This is a genomic window from Streptomyces sp. NPDC090994, from assembly GCF_044768905.1.
GTDB lineage: Bacteria > Actinomycetota > Actinomycetes > Streptomycetales > Streptomycetaceae > Streptomyces.
Genome location: NZ_JBIVWS010000002.1, coordinates 363283 through 385132, shown reverse-complemented (window position 1 = coordinate 385132; position 21850 = coordinate 363283). Strand labels below are relative to the sequence as shown.

Sequence of the window (21850 nt, the reverse complement as noted above, 5' to 3'; positions counted from 1 at the left end):
GGGGCCTCCTGAGGGCTTGCGTGGTGCGGCGCGTGAGAGCGCTCTCAGAACGGGCCCGATGCTACGCAGCGGCAGGGGAGCGGCCAACGGTCGGCGAGGTGGCCAAATCGGCTGATCCGGTGAGGAGTTGGGGATACCGGAAGCGCCGCGGGCGCGCCTTAACCGGTGTTTAAGGGCCGCTTAATCCGCCCCGGCGCGGGCGGTGGCCCGCCGCAGCGCCCAGGCGGCGGCGCCGGCCACGACCACCGCGGTTCCCCACAGCACCGAGGCCGGCGGCAGGGCACAGGCCAGGACCAGACACCCGGCGGCGCCGACGGCCGGCACGATCCGCGCGGGGCGGCCCTCGGCGGGCGTGAGGGTCCAGGCGGAGGCGTTGGCGACGGCGTAGTAGACCAGTACGCCGAAGGAGGAGAAGCCGATCGCGCCGCGTACGTCGGTGACGGCGGTCAGGACGGCGACCACCGCGCCGACCGCGAGTTCGGCCCGGTGCGGCACCCCGAACCGCGGGTGGACCGCGGCCAGTGCGTGCGGCAGGTGCCGGTCGCGGGCCATGGCCAGGGTGGTGCGCGAGACCCCGAGGATCAGCGCCAGCAGCGATCCGGCCGCCGCCACGGCCGCCCCGGCACCGACCACCGGCACCAGTCCCGGCGTGCCGGCCTCGCGCACGGCGTCGGCGAGCGGGGCCCCGGCCCGGGCGAGCCGGTCCGGCCCGAGCACCGCGAGCACGGCGACCGCGACGGCCGTGTAGACGGCCAGCGCGATGCCGAGCGCGAGGGGGACGGCGCGGGGGACGGTCCGCTCCGGGTCGCGGACCTCCTCCCCGAGGGTGGCGATGCGCGCGTACCCGGCGAACGCGAAGAACAGCAGTCCGGCCGCCTGGAGGACCCCGTCGAAGCCGGCGCCCGCCCCGGCGTCCGGCCGGGCGGCCCGGGCCGTGCCGCCGGCCAGACAGGCGGCGACCACCGCGGCGAGCACCACCAGGACGACCGCGACCATCGCGCGGGTCAGCCACGCGGATTTGCGCACCCCGACGTAGTTCACCGCCGTCAGCGCCACCACCGACGCGACCGCCACGGCGTGCGCGCGCTCCGGCCACACATAGGTCCCCACGGTCAGGGCCATCGCCGCGCAGGAGGCGGTCTTGCCGACCACGAAGCTGCAGCCGGCCAGGTACCCCCAGAAGTCGCCCAGCCGCTCGCGGCCGTGGACGTAGGTGCCGCCCGACCGCGGGTACCGCGCGGCCAGGCGGGCCGAGGAGGTGGCGTTGCAGTACGCCACCACGGCGGCCAGGGCCAGGCTGATCAGCAGTGCCGAACCGGCCGCGCGGGCGGCGGGGGCCGGCGCGGCGAACACCCCCGCGCCGACCATCGCGCCGAGCCCGATCACCATGGCATCGAACACGCCCAGGTGCCGCTTCAGTTCGCCCGCTCCGGCAGCCGCCGACGACGTGCTCACCGTTCGCTCCTCGAACACTGGAAGGCCCGTTCACCTTCGTCCGGATTCGTCGGACACCCGCCGCCCCGGCCGTCTACTCTACGGATAAACGGAGTTACCCACCGTGGTCGTCCGAGGAGGATTCCTGTGTCATCGCCCTGCGACCCCCAGCACGCTCCCGCCGGCGATGTGGGCGCAGCGCTCATGATGATCGACTCGCGGCTGAAGAGCATCCACGACGGCAAGACCGGGACCGACCCCGAACAGCAGGAGCTGATCGACCAGTTCGCCGCCTCCCTGGGCCCGGGCGGTGTCGACGACGTGCTCGACGGCGCCTGCACCCTCATCTACATGTTCATGCGGTGGCTGCGGATGGCCCACGAGGACCACGGCAAGGACGTCATCGAGTACGTGGTGCCCAACCTCGTGGCCACGATGCGGATGATGCCCAAGAGCGTTCCCCCCGAGACCATCCCCACCATGGCCGGCCTGGTCATCGCCGCGGGCACCGACCTGAGCCCCAGCCTCTGGCGCAAGCAGTACGGGTACTGGACCGAGGAGGAGATGACTCCCCTGGAGGCCACCGCCTTCCTGCTCGCGGAGCACATCAACCGCATCACCGACGATCCCGACTTCGCCACCCGCCTGATCACCGAGGCCCTGACCAGGTCGGACGAGGGCTGACCCGCCGCTGCCCGTCACTTCAGCAGCGCTTCGGCCTCGGCCAGGACCTCCGTCACCCGCAGGCCGAACGCGGCGTCGCACGGGTGCGGGCGGCCCGTCCGTACGGCGGTGAGCAGCGCGTCCCCGGCCCGTAGCAGCGCGGGTACGGCCCCCTCCGTGCTCTCCGGGAGCAGCGTCACCCCGGCATCGCCGCGCAGTTCCACCGTCGCGCCGGCCGCGGCCGGCGGTGCCGTCAGGCTGAGCGTCAGCACGCTCGACGCGCCGCCGGTGTGGTCCAGGACGACCTGCACGGTGTCCCCGGCGCCGGGCGCGGCCGCCGCCACCCGCCGGACGTCACCGAGGACCGGCAGCAGGACGGAGAGCGCGTGCGGGCCGACGTCCCACAGCGCTCCCTTCTCCCGCCGCCACGGCGACCCCGCGAACGGGCTGTCGCCGGTGAACACCGCGCCGAGCCACTGCGCCCGCGCCGTGAACCAGCCGCCCCGGTCCGCCTGTTCGCCGATCCACTCCTCGACCGCCGGCTGGAAGCGGGCGGTGAAGAACACCACCGAGGCCACCCCGGCCGCCCGCACCGCCCCGGCCACGGCCCCCGCCTCCTCCACGGTGGTCGCCAGCGGCTTGTCCAGCAGCAGATGGCGGCCCGCGCGGGCCGCGCGCACCGCCAGCCCCGCCTGGACCGACGGGGGCAGCGCGAAGGCCACCGCCTCCACGTCCGCCAGCAGGGCGTCCACGTCGTCGTAGGCCCGGGTGCCGTGCCGGTCCGCCAGTTCCCCGGCCGCCTCGGGGCGGCGTCCCCATACGCCGACGAAGTCGAGTCCCTCGTGCCGCCGCAGGGCGGGGGCGTGCGCCAGCTCCGCCCAGGGACCGGTGCCGAGCAGTCCGATACGCATGCCGCCGCCTTCCTCGGATGCCGAAAAGGCCGGGACGGCCCGGAGGACGGGCCCGGCCGGGAGCGAGCGTGCCACACCGTCCCGTGACCGTGCACCACCTTTGCCCGCACGCCCGGACGGAGCGGTGCCTGACGACGCCTGGTGCCCTGGCGGGAGGGTGTCCGGCGGTCCGGCGGTCCGACGGACCGGGGCGTTCGCGTGGCCGGTGATATTGCCGATCCGGGCGGCACGCCACCCGTCGACAGTGGAACGGCCAGTCCACCGGCGATGCCCGGCCGGTGCGGCACCGGAACGCCGTTCCCCGCGTGCCGGTGCCCGAACGGCCGTCGGCCGGGCCCGTCGCCACGAGAGAGAGGACGACTCGTCGTGCACTCCACCCCCCACACCCCCGCCGGTCACCGTGGCTCGCACAGAACGCCCCGCCCGACCCGGCGCCGGCTGGCCGGCGCGGCGGCGGCGATCACCGCGGTCGTCGGGCTCAGCACCCTCACCAGCCCGGGCGCCCAGGCCGCCGACAACCCCTACGAGCGCGGCCCGGCCCCCACCCAGTCCAGCATCGAGGCGCTGCGCGGCCCGTACTCCGTGTCGGAGACGTCTGTTTCCTCGCTCGGCGTCACGGGCTTCGGCGGCGGCACCATCTACTACCCGACCAGCACCAGCGACGGCACGTTCGGCGCCGTGGCGATCGCGCCCGGCTTCACGGCGTACCAGTCCTCCATGGCGTGGCTCGGACCGCGGCTGGCCTCGCAGGGCTTCGTGGTGTTCACCATCGACACCAACAGCACGGTGGACCAGCCCGCCTCCCGTGGCGAGCAGCTTCTCGCGGCCCTGGACTACCTGACCGAGCGCAGCACCGTGCGCACCCGCATCGACAGCAGCCGGCTCGGCGTCATGGGCCACTCCATGGGCGGCGGCGGCACGCTGGAGGCGGCCAAGGACCGGCCCTCGCTCCAGGCCGCGATCCCGCTCACGCCCTGGAACACCGACAAGACCTGGCCGGAGGTCAGCACCCCCACCCTGATCGTCGGCGCGGACGGGGACACCATCGCCCCGGTCGCCTCGCACGCCGAGCCGTTCTACTCCAGCCTGCCGTCCAGCACGGACCGCGCCTATCTGGAGCTGAACTCCGCGACGCACTTCTCGCCGAACTCGTCGAACACGACGATCGCGAAGTACAGCATTTCCTGGCTGAAGCGGTTCATCGACAACGACACCCGCTACGAGCAGTTCCTGTGCCCGCTGCCGTCGTCGAGCCTGACCATCGAGGAGTACCGGGGCAACTGCCCGCACACCTCCTGACGCTCGTCCGGCCCCACCCGGCGGCGGTCGCCCATCCGGCGGCCGCCGCCGTCGCTGTGCAGATGCACGGACCCGGGGGCCGCGCACTGGGCACCGACACACTCCGGGTCATGTCCATGACCAAGGGATGCGCAGGTCGGACCGGACGGCAGGCCGTCCCGCAGTGCGGACCTCTCCCTTCCGCCTCTGGTTACGCACGCGTAACCTCCCGGGAATGACCGGAAACACGATCGTACGTCCGGCTGTGCGGATGCACGGGCGGAGCATGCAACGACGGGCGGTCGCCGCCCTGTTGGACCAGCTGCGGACGCACGGCGCCGGACTCGTCGTGACCGGGGAGCCCGGCCTCGGCCGCACCGCTCTCCTGCGCTGGGCCGCCCGGGGCTTCACGGCCGGGAACGTTCTTCATTTGCGGGCGGGACCCGGCGGCGGCCCTGCGGCCCCGGGCTGTCCGGACGTCTGTCCGGGCCTTCCGGGCGCTCCGGAGGGGCCGGGCATCTCGCCGGTGCCGTACGGCCACGACGGACGGGCGTGGCCCCGAGGGGAGGACGGCTTCGCGTGGCTCCCGGACCAAGCCGGCCAGGAACGTCCCCTGGGCCACGGCACACGCGCCGGGGCCGGGGGAGCCGGCCCGGGTACACGCGCGGGGGCGGGCGGTCCGGAGGCCGGGCACGGCACGGACACCGCGGACACCTGGGCAGCCGAGGAGAGCGCGTACGCCTGGGCAGGCCCGGACGTCGGGCAGGGCACCCGCACGGGGCGTCCCGATCGGCGCCCGCACGCCCAGGGCCGCGAGCCGGGTGCGGACGGGTGGGCCGCCGGGCGGCGCACGTACACGTGGACCCCCGGTCCGGGTGTCACCGCGGGTGCGCTGCTCGACGCCTTCCGCGCCGCGGCCCACGGCGGCCCCCTGCTGGTCTGCGTGGACGACGCCCACCGCTGGGACGCCGCCGGCCGCGCCGCCCTGGGCGCGGTGGCCGGGCGGCCGGACGCCGCGGACCGGGTGGGGCTGCTGCTCTCCGTCGCCGGGCACCGCGCCCTCGACGCGGAGTTCGCCACCCTGCCCGTCGTCCGCCTGGACCCGCTGACCCCGGCACAGGCCGGCGCCCTCCTCGACGACGTGACCGACGGCGCCGCGGAACCCGCCGTCCGCGCCGAACTGCTGGCCGAGGCCGAGGGCAACCCGGCCCTGCTGGTCGCCCTGGTCCAGCGCCTGTCCGCCGCCGAACTGCGCGGCCGGCGTCCGCTGCCCCGGCCGCTCGCCGACGCCGGCACCCTGGCCGCCGTGGCGGGACGGGCCCTGACCGGGCTGTCGCCGGAGGCCCGGGACCTGCTGCTGACAGTGGCGCTGGCGGCACGGACGTCGGACGCCCCGGACGCCGGCACCGGCCTGGTGCGGGACGCCGTACGGCGCCTGCGGCCCGCCCAGGCGGAGCCGCACTCGGAGCCGTACCCGCAGCCGCCACCGGAACTCGAACCGGTCGCCGAGGGCGGACTGCGCTTCCTCAGCCCGCTGCTGCGGCGGGCCGTGCGCGCCACCGCGGCCCCGGACCGGCGGCGGGCCGCGCACCGGGCGCTCGCCGACGTCCTGGAGGCCGGCGGACAGCGGCTGCCCGGGTTGCTGCACCGCTCCTGGTCCGAGGCCGCACCGGCCCCCGGGCTCGGGGACCGGCTGGCGGCCGAGGCGTCCGCCGGGACGGCACCCGCCTCCCACCGGCTGCGCGCCGCGGCGTACGCCCGCGCCGCCGAACTGGCGGCGGACGGCCCGGTCCGCGCGGAGCGGTACACCGCCGCCGCCGAACAGGAACTGCTCGCCGGGCGCCCCGACCGGGCACGGCCGCTGCTCGCCACCGCCCGCGACTGCGCCGCGCCGCCCCTGGTGCGGGGGCGGGCCGAGCTGGTGAGCGGGCTGACCGAACTGCGGGACGGTCCCGTCGAGGACGCCCACCAGTCCCTGCTGCTGGCGGCGTCCCTGCTCGCCGGCCCCGCCCCCGAGGAGGCCGCCGCCGCCGTTCTGGCCGCGGCGAACGCGGCCTGGGCGGCGGGGGACCTGGCCGCCTGCCTGGCCACGCTCGGCACCGGCGAGGGGGCGCGGGGCACCGTGGGCGACCACCGGCTCGGCATGCGGGCGCTGCTCGAAGGGCGCTTCGACCGCGCGGCCGGGCCGCTCGGGCACGTGGTGCGCCGGGCCGGCACCGACGACCCGCCCGAGTCGCTGCTGCGGTCGGCCGCCGCCGCCCTGCTGCTCGGCGAGGTGGACGCCGCCCGCCGGGCCGGCGCCCGCGCCCTGGCCGCCGCCCGGCACCTGGGGTCGGCCGCGCTCGTTCCCCTGGCCCTGGAGTACCTCGCCTACGCCGAACTGCGCGCGGGCCGGCACGCCCAGGCCCGCGCCCACGCCGAGGAGGGGCTGCGCACCGCGCTGCGGGCCGGGCAGCGCAACACCGCGGCCCTGCACCACGCGGTGCTGGCCCTGGCGGCGTCCATCGAGGAGGCACCGGACGTCGTGGCCCGCCATGTGACGGCCGCGCAGACCACGGCCCGGCGGCACGGCCTGGCGCAGGCCGCCACCCTCGCGGAGTGGGCGGCGGCCCGCGTCGACCTGGGCCGCGGCCGGCCCCTGGACGCGGCCGACCGGCTCGGCCTGCTGGTCCTGCCCGGCCCCCGGCGCGGCCACTTCGCGGTGTGGCGGCTCGCCGTGCCCTGCTTCGTGGAGGCCGCCGTACCCGCCGGACGGCACGAGGAGGCCCGTACGGTACTGGCGGACTTCGCCGACTGGGCGGCCTTCGGCGCCGACCGGCAGTCCGTCGGCCAGCTCGCCCGCTGCCGCGCCCTGCTGGCCGCACCCGAGGAGGCCGACGCCCTCTACCGCGCGGCGCTGGCCCGGCACGACGAGACCGACGGCGGTGACTTCGAACGGGCCCGTACGGCGCTGCTGTACGGCAAGTGGCTGCGCCGCCGGCGCAGACCGCGGGAGGCCCGGGACCACCTCGGCGGCGCGCTGGCCGGCTTCGAGCGGTGCGGCGCCGGGGTGTGGGCGGAACAGACGCGCGGCGAACTGCGCGCGATCGGCGGCGCCTCACGCGCCGGGGGCGGGGGCGCGCTGACCCGGCTGACCCCGCAGCAGCTCCGTATCGCGCGGTACGTCGCCGAGGGCGCCACCAACCGTGAGGTGGCGCTGGCCCTCGCGGTCAGCACCCGCACGGTCGACTACCACCTCCGCAAGGTCTTCGCGGAGCTGGGCGTCCGCTCCCGGGTGGAACTGGCCCGCATGGTCGAACAGTCGGAACAGACCGCCGCCCATCCGTGACCGCCGCCCATCCGTGACCACTGCCCATCCGTGACCACTGCCCATCCGTGACCGCCGCCCATCCGTGACCACTGCCCATCCGTGACCACTGCCCATCCGTGACCACTGCCCATCCGTGACCGCCGCCCATCCGTGACCGCCGGCGGTCCGTGACCACGCCCACCCGTGACCGCCCCCCACCCACGACCGCGTGCCTCACTTGACCAGCGTCTCGAAACCCGTGTCGGCGCAGTAGGCCGCCGCGCGGCCCTCGGCGGCCGGATCACCCCCGACCGCCAGGCCGGTGTCCTGGAGGATGTGGCTGCCGTCGACGTCCAGACCCTCCTGGTCCAGCGCCTTCGCGGCGGCGACGACCCCGTACCCGGCGACCTCGTCGCCGCCCTCCGCCGCGCGCTCGGCCCGCTGCCAGGCGGCCAGTCCGGTGCAGTAGGTCTCCCGGCGGTTGCGGACCTCCTCGGGATCGGTGCCGGAGCAGCCGGCCGACGCGCCCGCCACGACGACGACGGCGGCCGCGGCCGCCACCGCCCGCACGGCACCCCGCGGACCCCCGCGACCACCTCTCCCGCCCCACCCCGTGCCACGCATGGACATCTCCGCACTCCCCACCCCGGAACGATCACGGCACCCTACCGGCCGACCCGGCCCGGAGCAGGATTCGTACTGCCGAGGACCTAGGGACCGACCGGACGGTATGCCATCCTTCGGGGCAGGACGAGTCAGGGGACAGCCGCGCACGGGCCGGGCGCCCGGTGCGAGCCGCCGCTGGAAGCCCGAGCCTTGGGGAGGGCCGCGATGCACCACGCCGTACGGTCACGAGCAGCGATCCGCTCCGCACCCGCACCCGTTCCGCGCCCGCGGACCCGTCGCGTCACGTCGCTGATCGACGCCGACGCGCTGCGGGTCCTGCACCGGGCCGCCCGCGTCCTCCTGGACGACCTGCCCGACCTCACCGACCGCCTGGTGGCGGTGCTCCAGGAACAGGAGCCCGCCTACCGCGCGGCCATGGCCGGCGACCCCACCGGGACCTGGCAGGAGGCGCACCGCTCGCTGCGGCACAGCGTCACCTCGCTGCTCGACCCGCGCAGCAACCGGGAGGCGGCCCGCCGCTGTTCCTGGCGGATCGGCGCCACCCGCGCCGAACAGGGGCTGCCGCTGGACGCTCTGCTGCACGCGTTCCGCCTCGGCGGCTCCCTGGTGTGGCAGCGCCTGGTCGAGGAGACGAGCCGCACGGCCCCCGAGGACGTGCGCCTGCTGGTGCACGTCGCCTCCGACGTGTGGAACTTCGTCGACGAGCACTCCACCCTCGTCGCGGACGCCTACCGGCAGGTCGAGTGGCAGCTCAACCGCCGCCGCGAGAACCGGGCCCGGCTGCTGGCCGCCGCCCTGCTCGACGGCAGCAGCCGCATCGCCGACCTGCCGGAGACCGCGCAGGCGCTGGACCTGCCCGAACACGGCCGGTACGTCGTCGTCGCCGTGGCCGGCGCGCACCCCGCGCGGTGCGACGCCGCCCGCGCCGCAGCCGTACCGGACGGGCTGCGCGTCCACTGGCACGCCGGAGTCGACGCGGACCACGGCATCGTCCTGCTCGGCGACGACGGCCTGCCCGCACCGGCCCCCGGCTCCACGGATCCCGCCCCGGGCGTCCGGATCGGCGTCGGCAGCCCCGTCGACGGCCTGGCCGCCGTCGGCGACGCCCGCCGCCTGGCCGACACCGCCCTGAGCATCTGCCCCGCCGGCGGCGGCACGGTCCGGCTCGCCGAGCACCTGCCCGCCGCGCTGGTCGTCTCCAGCCCCGAACTCGGCCACGCCCTCGCCGAGCGGGTGCTCGGCCCACTGCTGCGACTGGAGCCCGCCGACCGGGAGGTCCTCCTCGACACCCTGACCACCTGGCTGTCCTGCGACGGTTCCGCGCAGCGGGCGGGGGAGCGGCTCTACTGCCACCGCAACACCGTCCTCAACCGGCTGCGCCGCTGCGAGCAACTGACCGGCCGCTCCCTGGCCCGCCCGTCCGACGTCGTCGAGGTCAGCCTCGCCCTCACCGCACGGCGACTGCTGCCGGACCGGTAGGGCCTGTCGTCCGGACCGGGCCGCGGGCAGCCCGCGGTGCCTCGTCAGCGCCGGTGCGCCGGAGCGGGCGCCGGGCTGCTCCCGCCACTTCGCCGTCGCGGCGGCCCGCTCGCGCCACTGCCGTACCGCCGGTCCGTCCGGCCGCCATCGGTCGCAGAACCGCCGCAGCGCCTCGCACCGGTCCAGCATGACCGCCCTGCGCACCGGCCAGGGCGGCGCTTCCCCGCCGTAGGCCCGGGAGAAGTGACCGAGCGCGTCCCGGTGTCCGGGGTGGTGGGTGCGCACGATCCACTCGCACCACGCCAGGTCCTCCACCGGTTTCCCGACGTGGGCGAACTCCCAGTCGACCACCGCGGTGACCTCGCAGGTGGCGGGAGTGAACAGGGCGTTGTGCGGACCGAAGTCACCGTGCACGAGCACCGCGTCCGCCCGGCGGTGCTCCCCGTCCTCCAGCACACTCGGCGGGGTGTCGTGGACGCGGCGCAGCAGCCGGCCGCAGCTCGCCAGGACCGCCGGGGCACGGCCGGCGTCCAGCAGTTCCTGGCCGGGCACCCCCGTCACGAAGCCGAGCGTCAGGGTGCCCTCGGACGCCCCGCGCACCGGCGGAACCGGCAACCGCCCCCGGAGCCGGTCCAACAGCAAATGCTCGCGGCGCAGCCGCGCGGTGGCGTCCGGGCCCTCGTAGGTCTTCGTCACGACGGCGCCGTCGCCGACGGTGCGATGGATGCAGCCGTGCTTCAGCGGACGCATTCGCCGATCATCCAGCGCCCGCCGCGCTCCGGCCACCCCGCGTCCCCGCCCCGGCCCGCTGGGCGTCCGCACAGAGTCACCGCTCCCGGACTGGGACGCCGCAGCGACCCGGCGTCCGGTGCTGTACCGGTCACCGGCGCCCGTGCTGTCGTGAGCGCGCGTTCCTCCCCGAACGCCCGAACGCCCGAACGCATGAACTCATGAACGCCGGAAGCCCCCGTAACCGTGCCGGTCGCACCGGCACGGCGCCAAGGAGCCGTGATGCCCGAAGCACCACCGGACGAGGCGCCCGCGCTGCACGTCGAGGAAGTCGACGTGACCTACGGCCGTGCCCTGTCCGCCCTCCGTTCCGTGTCGCTGACCGTCCCGCACGGCGGCGTCGTCGCCCTGCTCGGTGCCAACGGCGCCGGTAAGACGACGCTGCTGCGGGCCGTCTCCGGCACGCTGCGCCTGCACCGCGGCGCGGTCACCGCCGGCCGCATCCGCTACGGCGGCACCACCCTCGACGGCCGCGACCCGGTGGCGGCCGTCCGCGCCGGGGTCGTCCAGGTGCCCGAGGGCCGTCGGGTGTTCGCCGGGCTCAGCGTCGACGAGAACCTGCGGGCCGGGGGACTGGGACTCACCCGCCGCGCCCCCGCCCGCACCCGCGAGGCCCGCGACCGTGTCTTCGCGCTCTTCCCGCGGCTCGCCGAACGCCCCCACCAGGCGGCCGGCCTGCTCTCCGGCGGCGAACAGCAGATGCTCGCCATCGGCCGCGCCCTGATGGCCTCCCCCCGCCTGCTCCTCCTCGACGAACCCTCCCTCGGTCTCGCCCCGATGATGGTCCAGCGGATCGGCGACGTGGTCCGCGAGATCAACGCCCAGGGCACCGCCGTACTCCTCGTCGAGCAGAACGCCGGTCTGGCCCTCTCCCTCGCCGACCACGCCCACGTCCTGGAGGTCGGCGAGATCCGCCTGTCCGGCCCCGCCGCCGAACTCGCCCGCACGGACGCGGTCCGCCGGCTCTACCTGGGCGAGACCGCCGACGGTCAGGGGGCCGCGTGACCCACCGCACCGACGCGCCGCCCCCGCTGGAGGTCCGGGAGGTGACCGTCCGCTTCGCCGGCCTGACCGCGCTGGACGAGGTGTCGTTCACCGTCGCGCCCGGCACCGTGCACGCCGTCATCGGCCCCAACGGCGCCGGCAAGTCCACCTGCTTCAACGTCCTGTCCGGCCTGTACCGCCCCGCCTCCGGCACCGTCCGGCTCGGCACCACCGAGCTGACCCGGCTGGCCCCGCACCGGATCGCCGCCCTCGGTGTCGCCCGCACCTTCCAGAACATCGTCACCACCCAGGGCACGGTCGCCGACAACCTGATGCTCGGCCGGCACGCCCTGTCCCGCGCCGGGTTCGCCGCCAGCGCCCTGCGCCTGCCGCACGCCGTGCGCGAACAGCGCGAACACCTCGCCAAGGCCCGCGAGTTCGCCGGACTCACCGGTCTCGGCGCCCACTTCGACACCCCGGTCGCGCTGCTCTCCTACGGCGACCGCAAGCGCGTGGAACTCGCCCGCGCCCTCTGTCTGGAGCCCCGTGTGCTGCTGCTCGACGAACCCGTGGCCGGGATGAACGCCGGCGAACGGGCCCGCATGGCCGAGGTCGTGCGGGACGTGCGCGCCGAACTCGGCCTCTCCGTCGTCCTGGTCGAACACGACATGGGCCTGGTGATGCGGCTGGCCGACGAGGTGACCGTGCTCGACTTCGGCCGCCGCATCGCCCACGGCACCCCGGAGGAGGTCCGCCGCGACCCCGAGGTGCTGCGCGCCTACCTCGGTGCCGAGGCGACGGGGGAGGACGCGGCATGACCGGCCTGCTCGACAGCCTCCTCAACGGCGTGGCCCTCGGCTCCGTCTACGCCCTGATCGCCCTCGGCTTCGTCACCATCTTCAAGGCGTCCGGCGTCCTCAGCTTCACCCACGGCTCGCTGCTCCTGCTCGGCGGCTATCTCATCGCCGTCTTCCACGACGACCTGGGCTTCGCCGGGGCGCTCGCCCTCGCGGTCGTCGTGACGGCCGCCGTCGCGGGACTCGTGGACCGGCTGATCCTCCAGCGGATCGGCACCGACCCGCACGCCGCCCACGTGGCCACCATCGCCACCATCGGCATCGACATCGTGCTCCTCACCGACCTGGCCCGGCGCATCGGCGGCGACCTGCTCACCCTCGGCGACCCCTGGGGCGACGCGGTGACCGAACTGGGCCCGGTGACCGTGGCCGACAGCCGCGTCGCCGCGATCGTCGTCTCCGCCCTCGCCATCGCCGGCGCCTTCGCCCTGTTCCGGTTCACCCCCTGGGGCCTGTCGCTGCGCGCCGCCGCCGAGGACTCCGAGGCCGCCGCCCTGATGGGCGTACGGCTGACCAGGACGCGCATGCTGGCCTGGTGCCTGGCGGGCGCGCTGGCGGCGCTGGCCGCCGTGTTCCTCGCCGCCTTCCCGGCACCGGGACTTGAGCGCACCACCGGCCAGATCGCCCTGAAGGCGTTCCCCGCCGCGATCCTCGGCGGCATGGCCTCGCCCGTCGGCGCCCTGGTCGGCTCGATGCTGATCGGCCTCACCGAGGCGTTCGTCGCCGGCTACCAGTCCGACCTGCACGTCCTCGGCGAGGGCTTCGGCGACGTCGCCCCGTACGCCGTGATGGTCCTCGTCCTCCTGGTCCGCCCCGCCGGACTGTTCGCGGCGAAGGGAGCGGCCCGTGTCTGACCGTCCCGTGTCCGGCCTCCTCAGGAGCGGCAGGTTCCTGCTCCCCCTCCTGCTGCTGTGCGCGCTCCCGTTCTACCTGGACTCGTTCTGGCTGCGCATCGGCCTGTTCTCCATGGCCGCCGCCATCGGCGCCGTCGGCCTCGGCCTGCTCAGCGGCACCGCCGGGCAGCTCTCCCTCGGCCACGCCTTCTTCCTCGCCGTCGGCGCCTACGGCTACGTATGGCTGGCCGGTGAGGACGGACCCGGGCTGCCGCCCGCCGTCGCCCTCGTCGCCGCCGTCCTGCTCGCCGGCGCCGCCGGCGGCCTGTTCAGCCCCGTCGCCGGCCGCGTCAAGGGCATCTACCTCGGCGTCGCCACCCTCGCCCTGGTCTTCCTCGGCCACCACGTCCTGCTCACCGCCGACTCCGTCACCGGCGGCTTCAACGGCAGCTCCGTGCCGCCGCTGGAGATCGGCGGCTTCGCCTTCGACCAGGGCGACGGCCTCGCCGTGCTCGGCGTGCCGTTCGGCGCCGAGGAACGCCTGTGGTACCTGGGCCTCGCCCTGTTCGCCCTGACCTGGTTCACCGCCCGCGGCCTGCTGCGCGGACGCCCAGGGCGTGCCCTGGTCGCCCTGCGCGACAGCGAGACCGCCGCCGCCGTGATGGGCGTGCACGTCGCCAAGTACCGCTCGGCCGCTTTCGTCGTCTCCTCCATGTACGCCGGTCTGGCCGGCGTCCTGCTCGCCCTCGCCTTCCGGCGCGTGGTGCCCGACTACTTCTCCCTCGCCCTCTCCGTCGACTACCTCGCCATGATCGTCATCGGCGGGCTCGGGTCCGTCGCCGGAGCCACCGCGGGCGCCGTCTTCGTCACCGCGCTGCCGCTGCTGATGACCCGCTACGCCGACCAGTTGCCGCTGGTCGCCGCGCCCGGCAGCGGCGACGGCTCGCTCGGCCCGACCGAGGCCGCCCGCTACCTCTACGGCGCCGCGATCGTCGTCGTCCTGCTGTTCGCACCCGACGGACTGACGGGCCTGGCCCGCCGTGCCCGCGCCCGCCTCGCCCGCCGCCGTACCCGCCCCGCACCCACCGACCCCGGGGCCGCGCCCCGGCCCCCGGCAACCACCGTACGAGCCAAGGAGCCCACCCCGTGAACACGCACCACAGGCCCCGCACCACCAAGATCGCCCTGGCCGCGGCCGTCGCCGCCGTGCTGCTCGCGGGCACGGCCTGCAGCTCCAAGGCCGAGGACGACGACGCGGGCGGCGGCGCCGACGGCGTCAAGGCCGGCCCCGGCGTCAGCGACGCGTCCATCAAGCTGGGCGCCCTCACCGACCTGACCGGCCCCTACGCCACCCTCGGCAAGTCCATCGTGCAGGCCCAGCAGATGTGGGCCGACGAGGTCAACGCGGCGGGCGGCATCTGCGACCGCAAGATCGAGATCGTCGTCAAGGACCACGGCTACGACGTGCAGAAGGCGGTCACCGCCTACGCCGACATCTCCTCCGACGTGGTCGCCCTGCCCCAGGTCATCGGCTCGCCCGTGGTCTCCGCCCTGCTCGACGACATCGAGCGCGACAACATCCTGACCTTCCCGCAGGCCTGGGCCGCCTCACTGCTCGACAAGGACGCCGTCCAGGTCCTCGGCACCACCTACGACCTCGACATGATCGCCGCCGTCGACTACCTCACCCGCACCAAGAAGGTCGCCGAGGGCGACACCATCGGGCACGTCTACTTCGAGGGCGACTACGGCGCCAACGCGCTGGAAGGCTCGGAGTGGGCCGGGAAGGAAGCGGGGGTGAAGGTGGTCGGCCAGAAGATCAAGGCCACCGACACCGACCTGTCCGCGCAGGTCTCGGCGCTGCGCAAGGCCGGCGTGAAGGCGGTCCTGATCAGCGCCGGACCCGCCCAGACCGCCTCCCTCGCCGGCGTCGCCGCCTCCCGCGGCCTGACGGTGCCGATCGTCTCCAGCGCCCCCGGCTACGCCCCGCAGTTGATGAAGACCCCCGCCGCCAAGGCCCTGGAGGCCATGGTGAACGTGGTCAGCGCCGCGCCCGCGGTCAGCTCCGACCTGCCGGGCGTCAAGAAGATGGTCGCCTCCTACGGCAAGAAGTACCCGGACTCGCCGGTCGACTCCGGCGTGCTCTCCGGGTACAACGCCGCCCAACTGCTGGGCGCCGACCTGAAGAAGGCGTGCGAGGGCGGCAGCCTCACCCGCGAGGACGTGGTCAAGGCGCACCGCTCGCAGGAGAACGCCGACACCGGCCTCGGCACCCCGCAGAACTTCACCGACGTCTCGCAGCCCGCCAGCCGCTCCACGTATGTCCTCAAGCCCGACGCCGAGGCGGTGGGCGGCATGGTGACGGTCGAGGAGGCCCACGAGGCGCCCGGCGTCGAGGAGTACCTGGCCTCCCGGGACTGACGGGACGACGGCCGGTCCGGTCCGCGGTACCGCCCGCGGACCGGACCGGCACCGGCGACCGTCACCGTCACCGCTCTGGTTCCGGCGAGGACCGACTCCCTAGGATGTACTGTCAGTCAAGCCAGTGCAGTTGGCGCCGTTGAAAGCTGGGGGAATGATGCAGGCCGACAAGCAGCTGTCCAGGGAGATCAACGCCCACGTACCGACAGCCGCTCGTATGTACGACTACTACCTCGGCGGCAAGGACAACTACGCGGCCGACCGCGCCGCGGTCGAGGAGCTGGACAAGGTCGTCCCCAGCACGCGCCGGCTCGCCCTGAACAACCGGCGCTTCCTGCAGCGCGTGGTCAGGGTCCTCGCCCAGGACTACGGCATCCGCCAGTTCCTGGACCACGGGTCCGGCCTGCCCACCCAGGACAACGTGCACCAGATCGCCCAGCGCGTCGACCCCGACTGCCGGGTGGTGTACGTCGACAACGACCCGATGGTGCTGGTCCACGGCCGGGCACTGCTGGACCAGAACGACCGCACGGCGGTCATCCACGCGGACATGCGCGCCACCGACCAGATCTTCGCGCACCCCGACACCCAGCGGCTGATCGACTTCTCGCAGCCGGTGGCGGTGCTCTTCAACTCGGTCTTCCACTGCATCCCGGACAGCGACACCGACGGCCCCACCGCCGTCGCCCGCCGGGTCGCCGAGCGTCTCGCGCCCGGCAGTTACGCGGTGATGTGCCAGCTGGTCAGCGAGGACGCCGAGGTCCGCGAGTCCGTCACCGCCTTCATGGACCAGGCGACCCACGGGAACTGGGGCCGGGTGCGGGAGCAGAAGGACGTGGCGGAGTGGTTCGAGGGGATGGAGATCCTGGAACCGGGTCTGGTGGAGGTCTCCACCTGGCGTCCGGACACCGAGGTGGTGCCCCGTCAGCTCACCAGGGAGTGGATCGAGTTCGGCGGCGTGGGCCGCATCGGTTAGCGGCGCGGGCGGGGCAGAGCCCGCTCACCCCGCGGGGTAGCGCTGCTCGACCGTGCTGCGCAGCAGCTCCACCGACTCGCGCGGGGTGAGCGCCTCGTCGGCCAGCCGGTCCAGGGCGACCCGGTACTCCTCGGTCTCGTCCCGGTCCTCCAGGAAGTTGGCGCTCCTGATGTGCTCCAGGTAGACCACGTCGGGCAGATCGGCGCCGCTGAAGCGCAGATAGGTGACCGGTATCGCGGGCGCCGACGCGTTGGTCACGTTCAACGGCACGATCTGGAGCGTCACATTGGGCCACGCGGCCGTCCGCACCAGGTGCTCCAGCTGCTCGCGCATCACCTCCGCGCTGCCCAGCACCCGCAGCAGCACGGACTCGTCGATGATCGCCCACACCTGCGGCGCGTCGTCGCGGGTCAGCAGCCGGGCACGCCGCATCCGCAGCTCGACCCGGCGCTGCACCTCGGTCTCGGGCGCGTGCGGCAGGCCGCGCTCCACCACGGCACGGGCGTAGGCGGCGGTCTGCAGCAGACCGGGGACGTACTGGATCTCGAAGGTCCGGATGGTCGCGGCGGCTTCCTGGAGCCCCACCAGCCGGTCGAACCACTGGGGCATCAGCCGCTTGTCGTACCGCTGCCACCAGCCAGGCTCACCGGCCCGGCGCAACAGCTTGATCAGCGTCGACGCCTCGTAGGGATCGGTGCCGTAGAGCGTCAGCAGGGTCCGGACGTCGGTCTCCGTCGGGGGCCTGCGGCCCTTGCCGGACTCGATGCGCGAGAGCTTCGCCGCGCTGAAGCCCGCCTCGCGCGCCGCCTGCTCCTGGGACAGTCCGGCGTCCTCGCGGATGCCCGCCAACTGGACGCCGACCAGCATCTTCAGCAGGGTGGGCGCGGGCTCGGGCCGGTCCAGATAGGGTTCGAGACGGGAGAGACGAGGCGACGACGCGGCGGACATACCTGACTCCCAGCAGACCGGCAGACTTGGGGAACAGACTATCCCATCCTGCCGGTCCGCACCGTAGCAGCCTCTGGGAAAAGGGCAGTTGACCTGCTGCTGACCTCCGCTCGCGGCGGAGGCCGTCAGACCAGGTGGTCGAACTCGCCGTCCTTCGCCCCGGCCAGGAACGCGGCCAGCTCGGCGGAGGTGTAGACGAGCGCCGGCCCGTCCGGGTCACGGGAGTTGCGCAGCGCTATGCCTCCGTCCACCCGGGCGACCTCGACGCAGTTGCCCTCCGCGTTGCTGTGCCGGCTCTTGGTCCAGCTGGCGTCCAACGAACTCGCCTGTACTCCGTTGTGTACTGGTGGCACCGCGGTCTCCTTGCCGTGTTCGGGGGGAGGGGAGGAGGGAGCGGACAGCGGCTCCTCGGCCTCGCGCGCTCCCAGCCGATTTTTCGCGCAATTTCTCGTGCAATTGCACGCGAGCGCTGTCAGCGTGGATAATAGCTGTGACGCAACTCCCGCGTCGACGCCCCAAGCTGACTCCGTATCAGGGAGGCGCCGTGCCGTCATCCGCGTACCTCGTGCTCCGCCCGTCGAGCGAGTCCAGCGCGGCGGGCGTGCCGGGCCGGTCCGTGGCGCGGTCGGTGCCCGCCCGTGCGGAGGGGAGGGTCGTGCCCGCCGCCCGGGACGAGGAACGGTCCCGTGCCCGGGGCCGCCGTCCCGCTCCGGCCGGCGCCCGCGCCCCGCGGGAGCACGGCCACGACCCGCGCGTCGTCGACACTCCGGCCGGCACCTGGGGCCGGACGCCCGAGTCCCCCACGGACGCGTCCCTCCGGGCCGACTCGCCGGCCCGCCCCTGACGTGACCCGCCCCCCGACCCGACCGCCGCGGAAAGGCCCCCACGCCATGCGCACCGCTCCGACCCCGCAGCCGAGCACCCAGCGCACCGACCGCCCGACGCCATCGGCCCGCCCCGCCCGGGCCGCGTCCCTGCCCGGACTCGACCAGGTGCCCTGGGAGCACATCCAGGACTCCAGCGGCTCCGCCGCCGGCATCCCCGCCCTGCTCGACCGGGTGGCCACCGGCGACGCCGAGACCGCCCGCGCCGCCCTCGCCGAACTGCGCGCCCGGATCTGCCAGTACGGCTTCGTCGTCGAGCAGGCGACCGCCGCCACGGTCCCCTTCCTCTGGGAGCTGGCCCAGCGGCCCGAGGTGGCCTGCCGGGCGCAGATCATCCGGCTGCTGCGGAGCATCGCGGACGCCCGGCAGTGGGAGAGCACCGCCGCCGCCTACCCCAAGCTGCTCAACCACCGGGAGAACCCGGTGGCCTGGGAGCGCGCGGCCCGCCAGGCCGTCCGCGCCCGGCGCGGCGACCTGGAGCGGCTGATGGCGGAGGACGACACCGAGATCACCCGCGTCACCTCCGAACTGGCCCGCACCCTGCGGGAGTAGACCCGCCCGCGCCCCGGAACGGGACCCGCGCCCTCCACGGGGGTGGGGGCGCGGGTCTCCCGGTGCGTGGACGGTGTGGCGGACTCCGGGCCGAACCGGGTAGGAAAGCGCTTGCCCCACGCTTGCCCCACCCACGGCCGCACTGGAGGACCACGCCGATGGCGTCGTCGATGGAAAAGCCGCTCGACCACCGCTACCGCGGCGAGCACCCGATACGCACCCTCGTCTACCTGTTCCGCGCCGACCGCAACCGTCTGATCGGCGCGGTCGTCGTCTTCACGGTCAAGCACAGCCCCGTCTGGCTGCTGCCCCTGATCACCGCCTCGATCATCGACACGGTCGTCCAGCACCGGCCGATCGCCGAACTGTGGACCAGTACCGGGATCATCATGTTCATCCTGGTGGTCAACTACCCGCTGCACCTGCTGTACGTCCGCCTCCTGTACGGCAGCATCCGCCGCATGGGCACCGCGCTGCGCTCCGCGCTGTGCACCCGCATGCAGCAGCTCTCCATCGGCTACCACTCCCGGGTCAGCGCCGGTGTGCTCCAGGCCAAGGTGGTACGGGACGTCGAGACCGTCGAGACGGCCGTGCAGCAGACCGCGGAGAACGGGCTCGGCGCCCTCACCGTGCTCACCGGCGGCCTGGTCATCATCGCGGTGCGCACCCCCGAGTTCCTCCCCGTCTTCCTCGTCGTCGTGCCCGCCGCCTCGCTCCTGGTGGCCCGGCTGCGGGCCCGGCTGCGCAGCCACAACGAGCACTTCCGCCACGAGGTGGAGACCCTGTCGTCCCGCGTCACGGAGATGACCCGGCTGATACCGGTCACCCGCGCCCACGGCCTGGAGCGCAAGGCGCTGCGCCGCATGGACGGCACCCTGGACCGCCTGCTCACCTCCGCCCTCCGCCTCGACCTGGTCAACGGCCGTTTCGGCTCGGCGGCCTGGGTGCTCCTCAACGTGATCGGCGTCCTGGTCCTGGCCGGCGCCGGACTCATCTCGTACTACGACGTGTGGGGCGTCACCGCCGGCGACGTCGTCATGCTCAGCGCGTTCCTCACCACCCTCACCAACTCCACGACGACGTTGGCGAGTCTCGCCCCGGTCATCACCAAGGGCCTGGAGTCCGTCCGTTCGGTCGGCGAGGTCCTCCAGGCGCCCGAACTGGAGGACAACGAGGGCAAGATGGAACTGCACTCGCTGCGCGGCGCGGTCACCTTCGAGAACGTCGGCCACGTCTACGACCGCGACGGGCGGCCCGCGGTGCGGGACTTCACCCTCGACGTCGCACCCGGCGAGACGATCGCGCTGGTGGGCGCCTCCGGCGCGGGCAAGTCCACCGTGCTCAACCTCGTCATCGGCTTCCTGCGCCCCACCTCCGGCCGGCTGCTGCTGGACGGCACCGACATGAACACCCTGGACCTGCGCACCTACCGGCGGTTCGTGTCGGTGGTGCCGCAGGAGTCCATCCTCTTCGACGGCACCATCAGGGAGAACGTCGCCTACGGCATGGACGACGCCGACGAGGAGGCGGTGCGCGCCGCGCTGCGCGACGCCAACGCGCTGGAGTTCGTCGACCGGCTGCCGCAGGGCCTGGACACCCTGGTCGGCGAGCACGGCGCCCGGCTGTCCGGCGGGCAGCGCCAGCGCCTGGCCATCGCCCGCGCGCTGATACGGGATCCCCGGGTGCTGATCCTGGACGAGGCGACCTCGGCGCTGGACACCCGCTCGGAGGCGCTGGTGCAGCAGGCCCTCGCCCGGCTGCTGCGCGGACGCACCACCTTCGTCGTGGCGCACCGGCTCTCCACCGTGCGGGGCGCGGACCGGATCGTCGTGATGGGGGACGGGCGGATCGAGGAGATCGGCACCCACGAGGAACTGCTCGGCCGCGGCGGGGCGTACACCGCGCTGCACAGCGGCCAGGTCGCCTGACCGGCCGGCGGAGCCGTCACGCCGCGCTGCTCCTGGGCACCCGCCGGGCGCAGCCGGCGTCGTGGTCGCTGCCCAGACTCGTCCACCAGCGTTCGCAGCAGGCCGCGTCCAGCTCGGCCCGGACCAGCGCGTCGGCGGCCCCGGTCGCCGCCGACGCGCGGGACGGGCGTACCGGCGCGCGCCGCCGGGCGGCGGCGGCCCGCTGGTCGGCGATGACCGTCTCCCGGACGACGGCGATCAGCGGCACCGCACTGGCGCCCGCGAACACGGCGGCGGCCCACAGCGGGCCGTACCGCAGCTCCAGGGCCGCGGTCCAGGCGAGTCCCGTACTGGTGGCGACGTAGAGGGCGCAGAGCAGGCGGCTGGATCGCGTCATCGCGGGAACACCGTTCGTCGAGGATGCCGTACAGGCTGCTCAACGCGGGGCGGCGGGCCGGGGAAGCGGGGGCGTACCGGCCCATTTTCGGCCATGTCGCCGTCCATTTACCGAGGCGGATGGTCGGTAAGCGTAGAAAACCGGTCAATCGAGAGCAGCGGTGTGCATGTTGCGAATGATTCGGCCGGGTCCGGGCAGGCGCAGTGAAAATCGAGAGAGGGGCGCCACGTGCTGGTACCGGACCCGAAGGTCGTCAGGGAGCTGTTGACGCGCTACGCGGCACTGCGGATCGCGCAGGCGGAGCAGGAGCGGCCGGCGACGGCGCGCGAGCTGGCCGACGTCAGCTACACGTTGTGCGTGATGACGGGGACCACCGACATCCACGACGCGGTGGCGGCGGCGGACGCCCTGCTGCTCGCCCAGGCGGCCGAACCGGACGAGGAGAGCGGCCTGTCGCTGGCCGTGTGACCCCGGGCGAGGTCCGCCGGGCCGGCCCTTTCCCCGGCGGACCGCCCCCGCGCCTGGCGGGAATCCGTCGGAAGCTGTCATTACCGCCCCTGTGCGATCACTCGGCGGCTCTCTAGCGTGGGGCTCCGAACCACGCCGATCACCCCGCACCGG

The 21850-nt window shown here is 74.5% G+C and carries 20 protein-coding genes and 1 pseudogene; 14 read left to right on the top strand and 7 right to left on the bottom strand.

Features of this window, described 5'->3' with window-relative positions; translation table 11 throughout:
* Positions 1–180: 180 nt before the first annotated feature.
* Positions 181–1455 carry an APC family permease gene (locus ACIQR3_RS06300; protein ID WP_403534876.1) on the bottom strand — a complete coding sequence of 425 codons (1275 nt, stop codon included), beginning with the start codon at positions 1453–1455 and terminating at the stop codon, positions 181–183.
* Positions 1456–1581: 126 nt separating this feature from the next.
* Here ACIQR3_RS06300 and ACIQR3_RS06295 point away from each other — a divergent pair, with 126 nt between their 5' ends.
* The gene (locus ACIQR3_RS06295) at positions 1582–2118 is read left to right on the top strand and encodes a hypothetical protein (RefSeq protein WP_215166978.1); all 537 of its coding nucleotides are present in this window, start codon (positions 1582–1584) and stop codon (positions 2116–2118) included.
* 14 nt (positions 2119–2132) lie between these two features.
* Here ACIQR3_RS06295 and ACIQR3_RS06290 read toward each other — a convergent pair whose 3' ends face one another.
* Positions 2133–3008: a Gfo/Idh/MocA family protein gene (locus tag ACIQR3_RS06290; RefSeq protein ID WP_403534873.1), complete on the bottom strand. Its 876-nt coding sequence runs from the start codon at positions 3006–3008 to the stop codon at positions 2133–2135.
* Positions 3009–3374: 366 nt separating this feature from the next.
* Here ACIQR3_RS06290 and ACIQR3_RS06285 point away from each other — a divergent pair, with 366 nt between their 5' ends.
* Positions 3375–4307 carry an alpha/beta hydrolase family protein gene (locus tag ACIQR3_RS06285; RefSeq protein ID WP_403534870.1) on the top strand — a complete coding sequence of 311 codons (933 nt, stop codon included), beginning with the start codon at positions 3375–3377 and terminating at the stop codon, positions 4305–4307.
* Between the two features lie 265 nt (positions 4308–4572).
* Positions 4573–7614 carry a LuxR C-terminal-related transcriptional regulator gene (locus ACIQR3_RS06280; RefSeq protein WP_403534867.1) on the top strand — a complete coding sequence of 1014 codons (3042 nt, stop codon included), beginning with the start codon at positions 4573–4575 and terminating at the stop codon, positions 7612–7614.
* 195 nt (positions 7615–7809) lie between these two features.
* Here the strand turns inward: ACIQR3_RS06280 and ACIQR3_RS06275 are convergent, their stop codons facing one another.
* The gene (locus ACIQR3_RS06275) at positions 7810–8136 is read right to left on the bottom strand and encodes a hypothetical protein (RefSeq protein WP_403534864.1); all 327 of its coding nucleotides are present in this window, start codon (positions 8134–8136) and stop codon (positions 7810–7812) included.
* Positions 8137–8406: 270 nt separating this feature from the next.
* On the opposite strand from ACIQR3_RS06275, the gene ACIQR3_RS06270 reads away from it, so the two are divergent.
* Entirely contained in the window at positions 8407–9681 is a 1275-nt protein-coding gene (locus ACIQR3_RS06270; RefSeq protein ID WP_403534862.1) for a PucR family transcriptional regulator, read from the top strand.
* A gap of 237 nt (positions 9682–9918) precedes the next feature.
* On the opposite strand, the pseudogene ACIQR3_RS06265 reads toward ACIQR3_RS06270, so the two are convergent.
* Positions 9919–10431 (bottom strand): annotated as a pseudogene (locus ACIQR3_RS06265) (aminoglycoside phosphotransferase family protein); the annotation flags it as partial.
* 261 nt (positions 10432–10692) lie between these two features.
* Here ACIQR3_RS06265 and ACIQR3_RS06260 point away from each other — a divergent pair.
* The 6 genes from ACIQR3_RS06260 (at position 10693) to ACIQR3_RS06235 (ending at position 16541) form a co-directional block, all read left to right on the top strand.
* Positions 10693–11475 (top strand): ABC transporter ATP-binding protein, encoded by a 783-nt coding sequence (locus tag ACIQR3_RS06260; RefSeq protein ID WP_403534859.1) that lies wholly within the window; start codon positions 10693–10695, stop codon positions 11473–11475.
* The gene (locus ACIQR3_RS06255; RefSeq protein ID WP_403534856.1) at positions 11472–12272 is read left to right on the top strand and encodes an ABC transporter ATP-binding protein; all 801 of its coding nucleotides are present in this window, start codon (positions 11472–11474) and stop codon (positions 12270–12272) included. The genes ACIQR3_RS06260 and ACIQR3_RS06255 overlap by 4 nt, the downstream gene beginning before the upstream one ends.
* Positions 12269–13165 carry a branched-chain amino acid ABC transporter permease gene (locus tag ACIQR3_RS06250; RefSeq protein WP_403534853.1) on the top strand — a complete coding sequence of 299 codons (897 nt, stop codon included), beginning with the start codon at positions 12269–12271 and terminating at the stop codon, positions 13163–13165. The genes ACIQR3_RS06255 and ACIQR3_RS06250 overlap by 4 nt, the downstream gene beginning before the upstream one ends.
* Entirely contained in the window at positions 13158–14294 is a 1137-nt protein-coding gene (locus ACIQR3_RS06245; RefSeq protein WP_403534851.1) for a branched-chain amino acid ABC transporter permease, read from the top strand. Before ACIQR3_RS06250 ends, ACIQR3_RS06245 begins: the two co-directional genes overlap by 8 nt.
* Positions 14291–15565 (top strand): ABC transporter substrate-binding protein, encoded by a 1275-nt coding sequence (locus ACIQR3_RS06240; protein ID WP_403534848.1) that lies wholly within the window; start codon positions 14291–14293, stop codon positions 15563–15565. Before ACIQR3_RS06245 ends, ACIQR3_RS06240 begins: the two co-directional genes overlap by 4 nt.
* 157 nt (positions 15566–15722) lie before the next feature.
* Complete coding sequence (locus tag ACIQR3_RS06235; RefSeq protein ID WP_403535458.1) at positions 15723–16541, top strand: SAM-dependent methyltransferase; 819 nt, start codon at positions 15723–15725, stop codon at positions 16539–16541.
* A 24-nt stretch (positions 16542–16565) separates the two neighbouring features.
* Here the strand turns inward: ACIQR3_RS06235 and ACIQR3_RS06230 are convergent, their stop codons facing one another.
* Together ACIQR3_RS06230 and ACIQR3_RS06225 are read right to left on the bottom strand one after the other, a co-directional pair.
* The gene (locus ACIQR3_RS06230) at positions 16566–17489 is read right to left on the bottom strand and encodes a helix-turn-helix domain-containing protein (protein ID WP_403534845.1); all 924 of its coding nucleotides are present in this window, start codon (positions 17487–17489) and stop codon (positions 16566–16568) included.
* Between the two features lie 125 nt (positions 17490–17614).
* Positions 17615–17842, bottom strand: a complete 228-nt coding sequence (locus ACIQR3_RS06225) for a DUF397 domain-containing protein (RefSeq protein ID WP_403534843.1) — start codon at positions 17840–17842, stop codon at positions 17615–17617.
* 191 nt (positions 17843–18033) lie between these two features.
* On the opposite strand from ACIQR3_RS06225, the gene ACIQR3_RS06220 reads away from it, so the two are divergent.
* The 3 genes from ACIQR3_RS06220 to ACIQR3_RS06210 all read left to right on the top strand — a co-directional run bounded on the left by ACIQR3_RS06220 (position 18034) and on the right by ACIQR3_RS06210 (position 20853).
* On the top strand, positions 18034–18333 hold the full coding sequence (locus ACIQR3_RS06220) for a hypothetical protein (RefSeq protein ID WP_403534840.1): 300 nt from the start codon (positions 18034–18036) through the stop codon (positions 18331–18333).
* 46 nt (positions 18334–18379) lie between these two features.
* Positions 18380–18925 (top strand): hypothetical protein, encoded by a 546-nt coding sequence (locus tag ACIQR3_RS06215; protein WP_403534837.1) that lies wholly within the window; start codon positions 18380–18382, stop codon positions 18923–18925.
* Positions 18926–19083: 158 nt separating this feature from the next.
* On the top strand, positions 19084–20853 hold the full coding sequence (locus ACIQR3_RS06210) for an ABC transporter ATP-binding protein (protein WP_403534834.1): 1770 nt from the start codon (positions 19084–19086) through the stop codon (positions 20851–20853).
* 16 nt (positions 20854–20869) lie between these two features.
* On the opposite strand, the gene ACIQR3_RS06205 is transcribed toward ACIQR3_RS06210, so the two are convergent.
* Positions 20870–21229 carry a hypothetical protein gene (locus tag ACIQR3_RS06205; RefSeq protein WP_403534831.1) on the bottom strand — a complete coding sequence of 120 codons (360 nt, stop codon included), beginning with the start codon at positions 21227–21229 and terminating at the stop codon, positions 20870–20872.
* 228 nt (positions 21230–21457) lie between these two features.
* On the opposite strand from ACIQR3_RS06205, the gene ACIQR3_RS06200 reads away from it, so the two are divergent.
* Positions 21458–21697, top strand: coding sequence for a DUF5133 domain-containing protein (locus ACIQR3_RS06200; RefSeq protein ID WP_403534829.1), 240 nt, complete (start codon positions 21458–21460; stop codon positions 21695–21697).
* Positions 21698–21850: the final 153 nt, after the last annotated feature.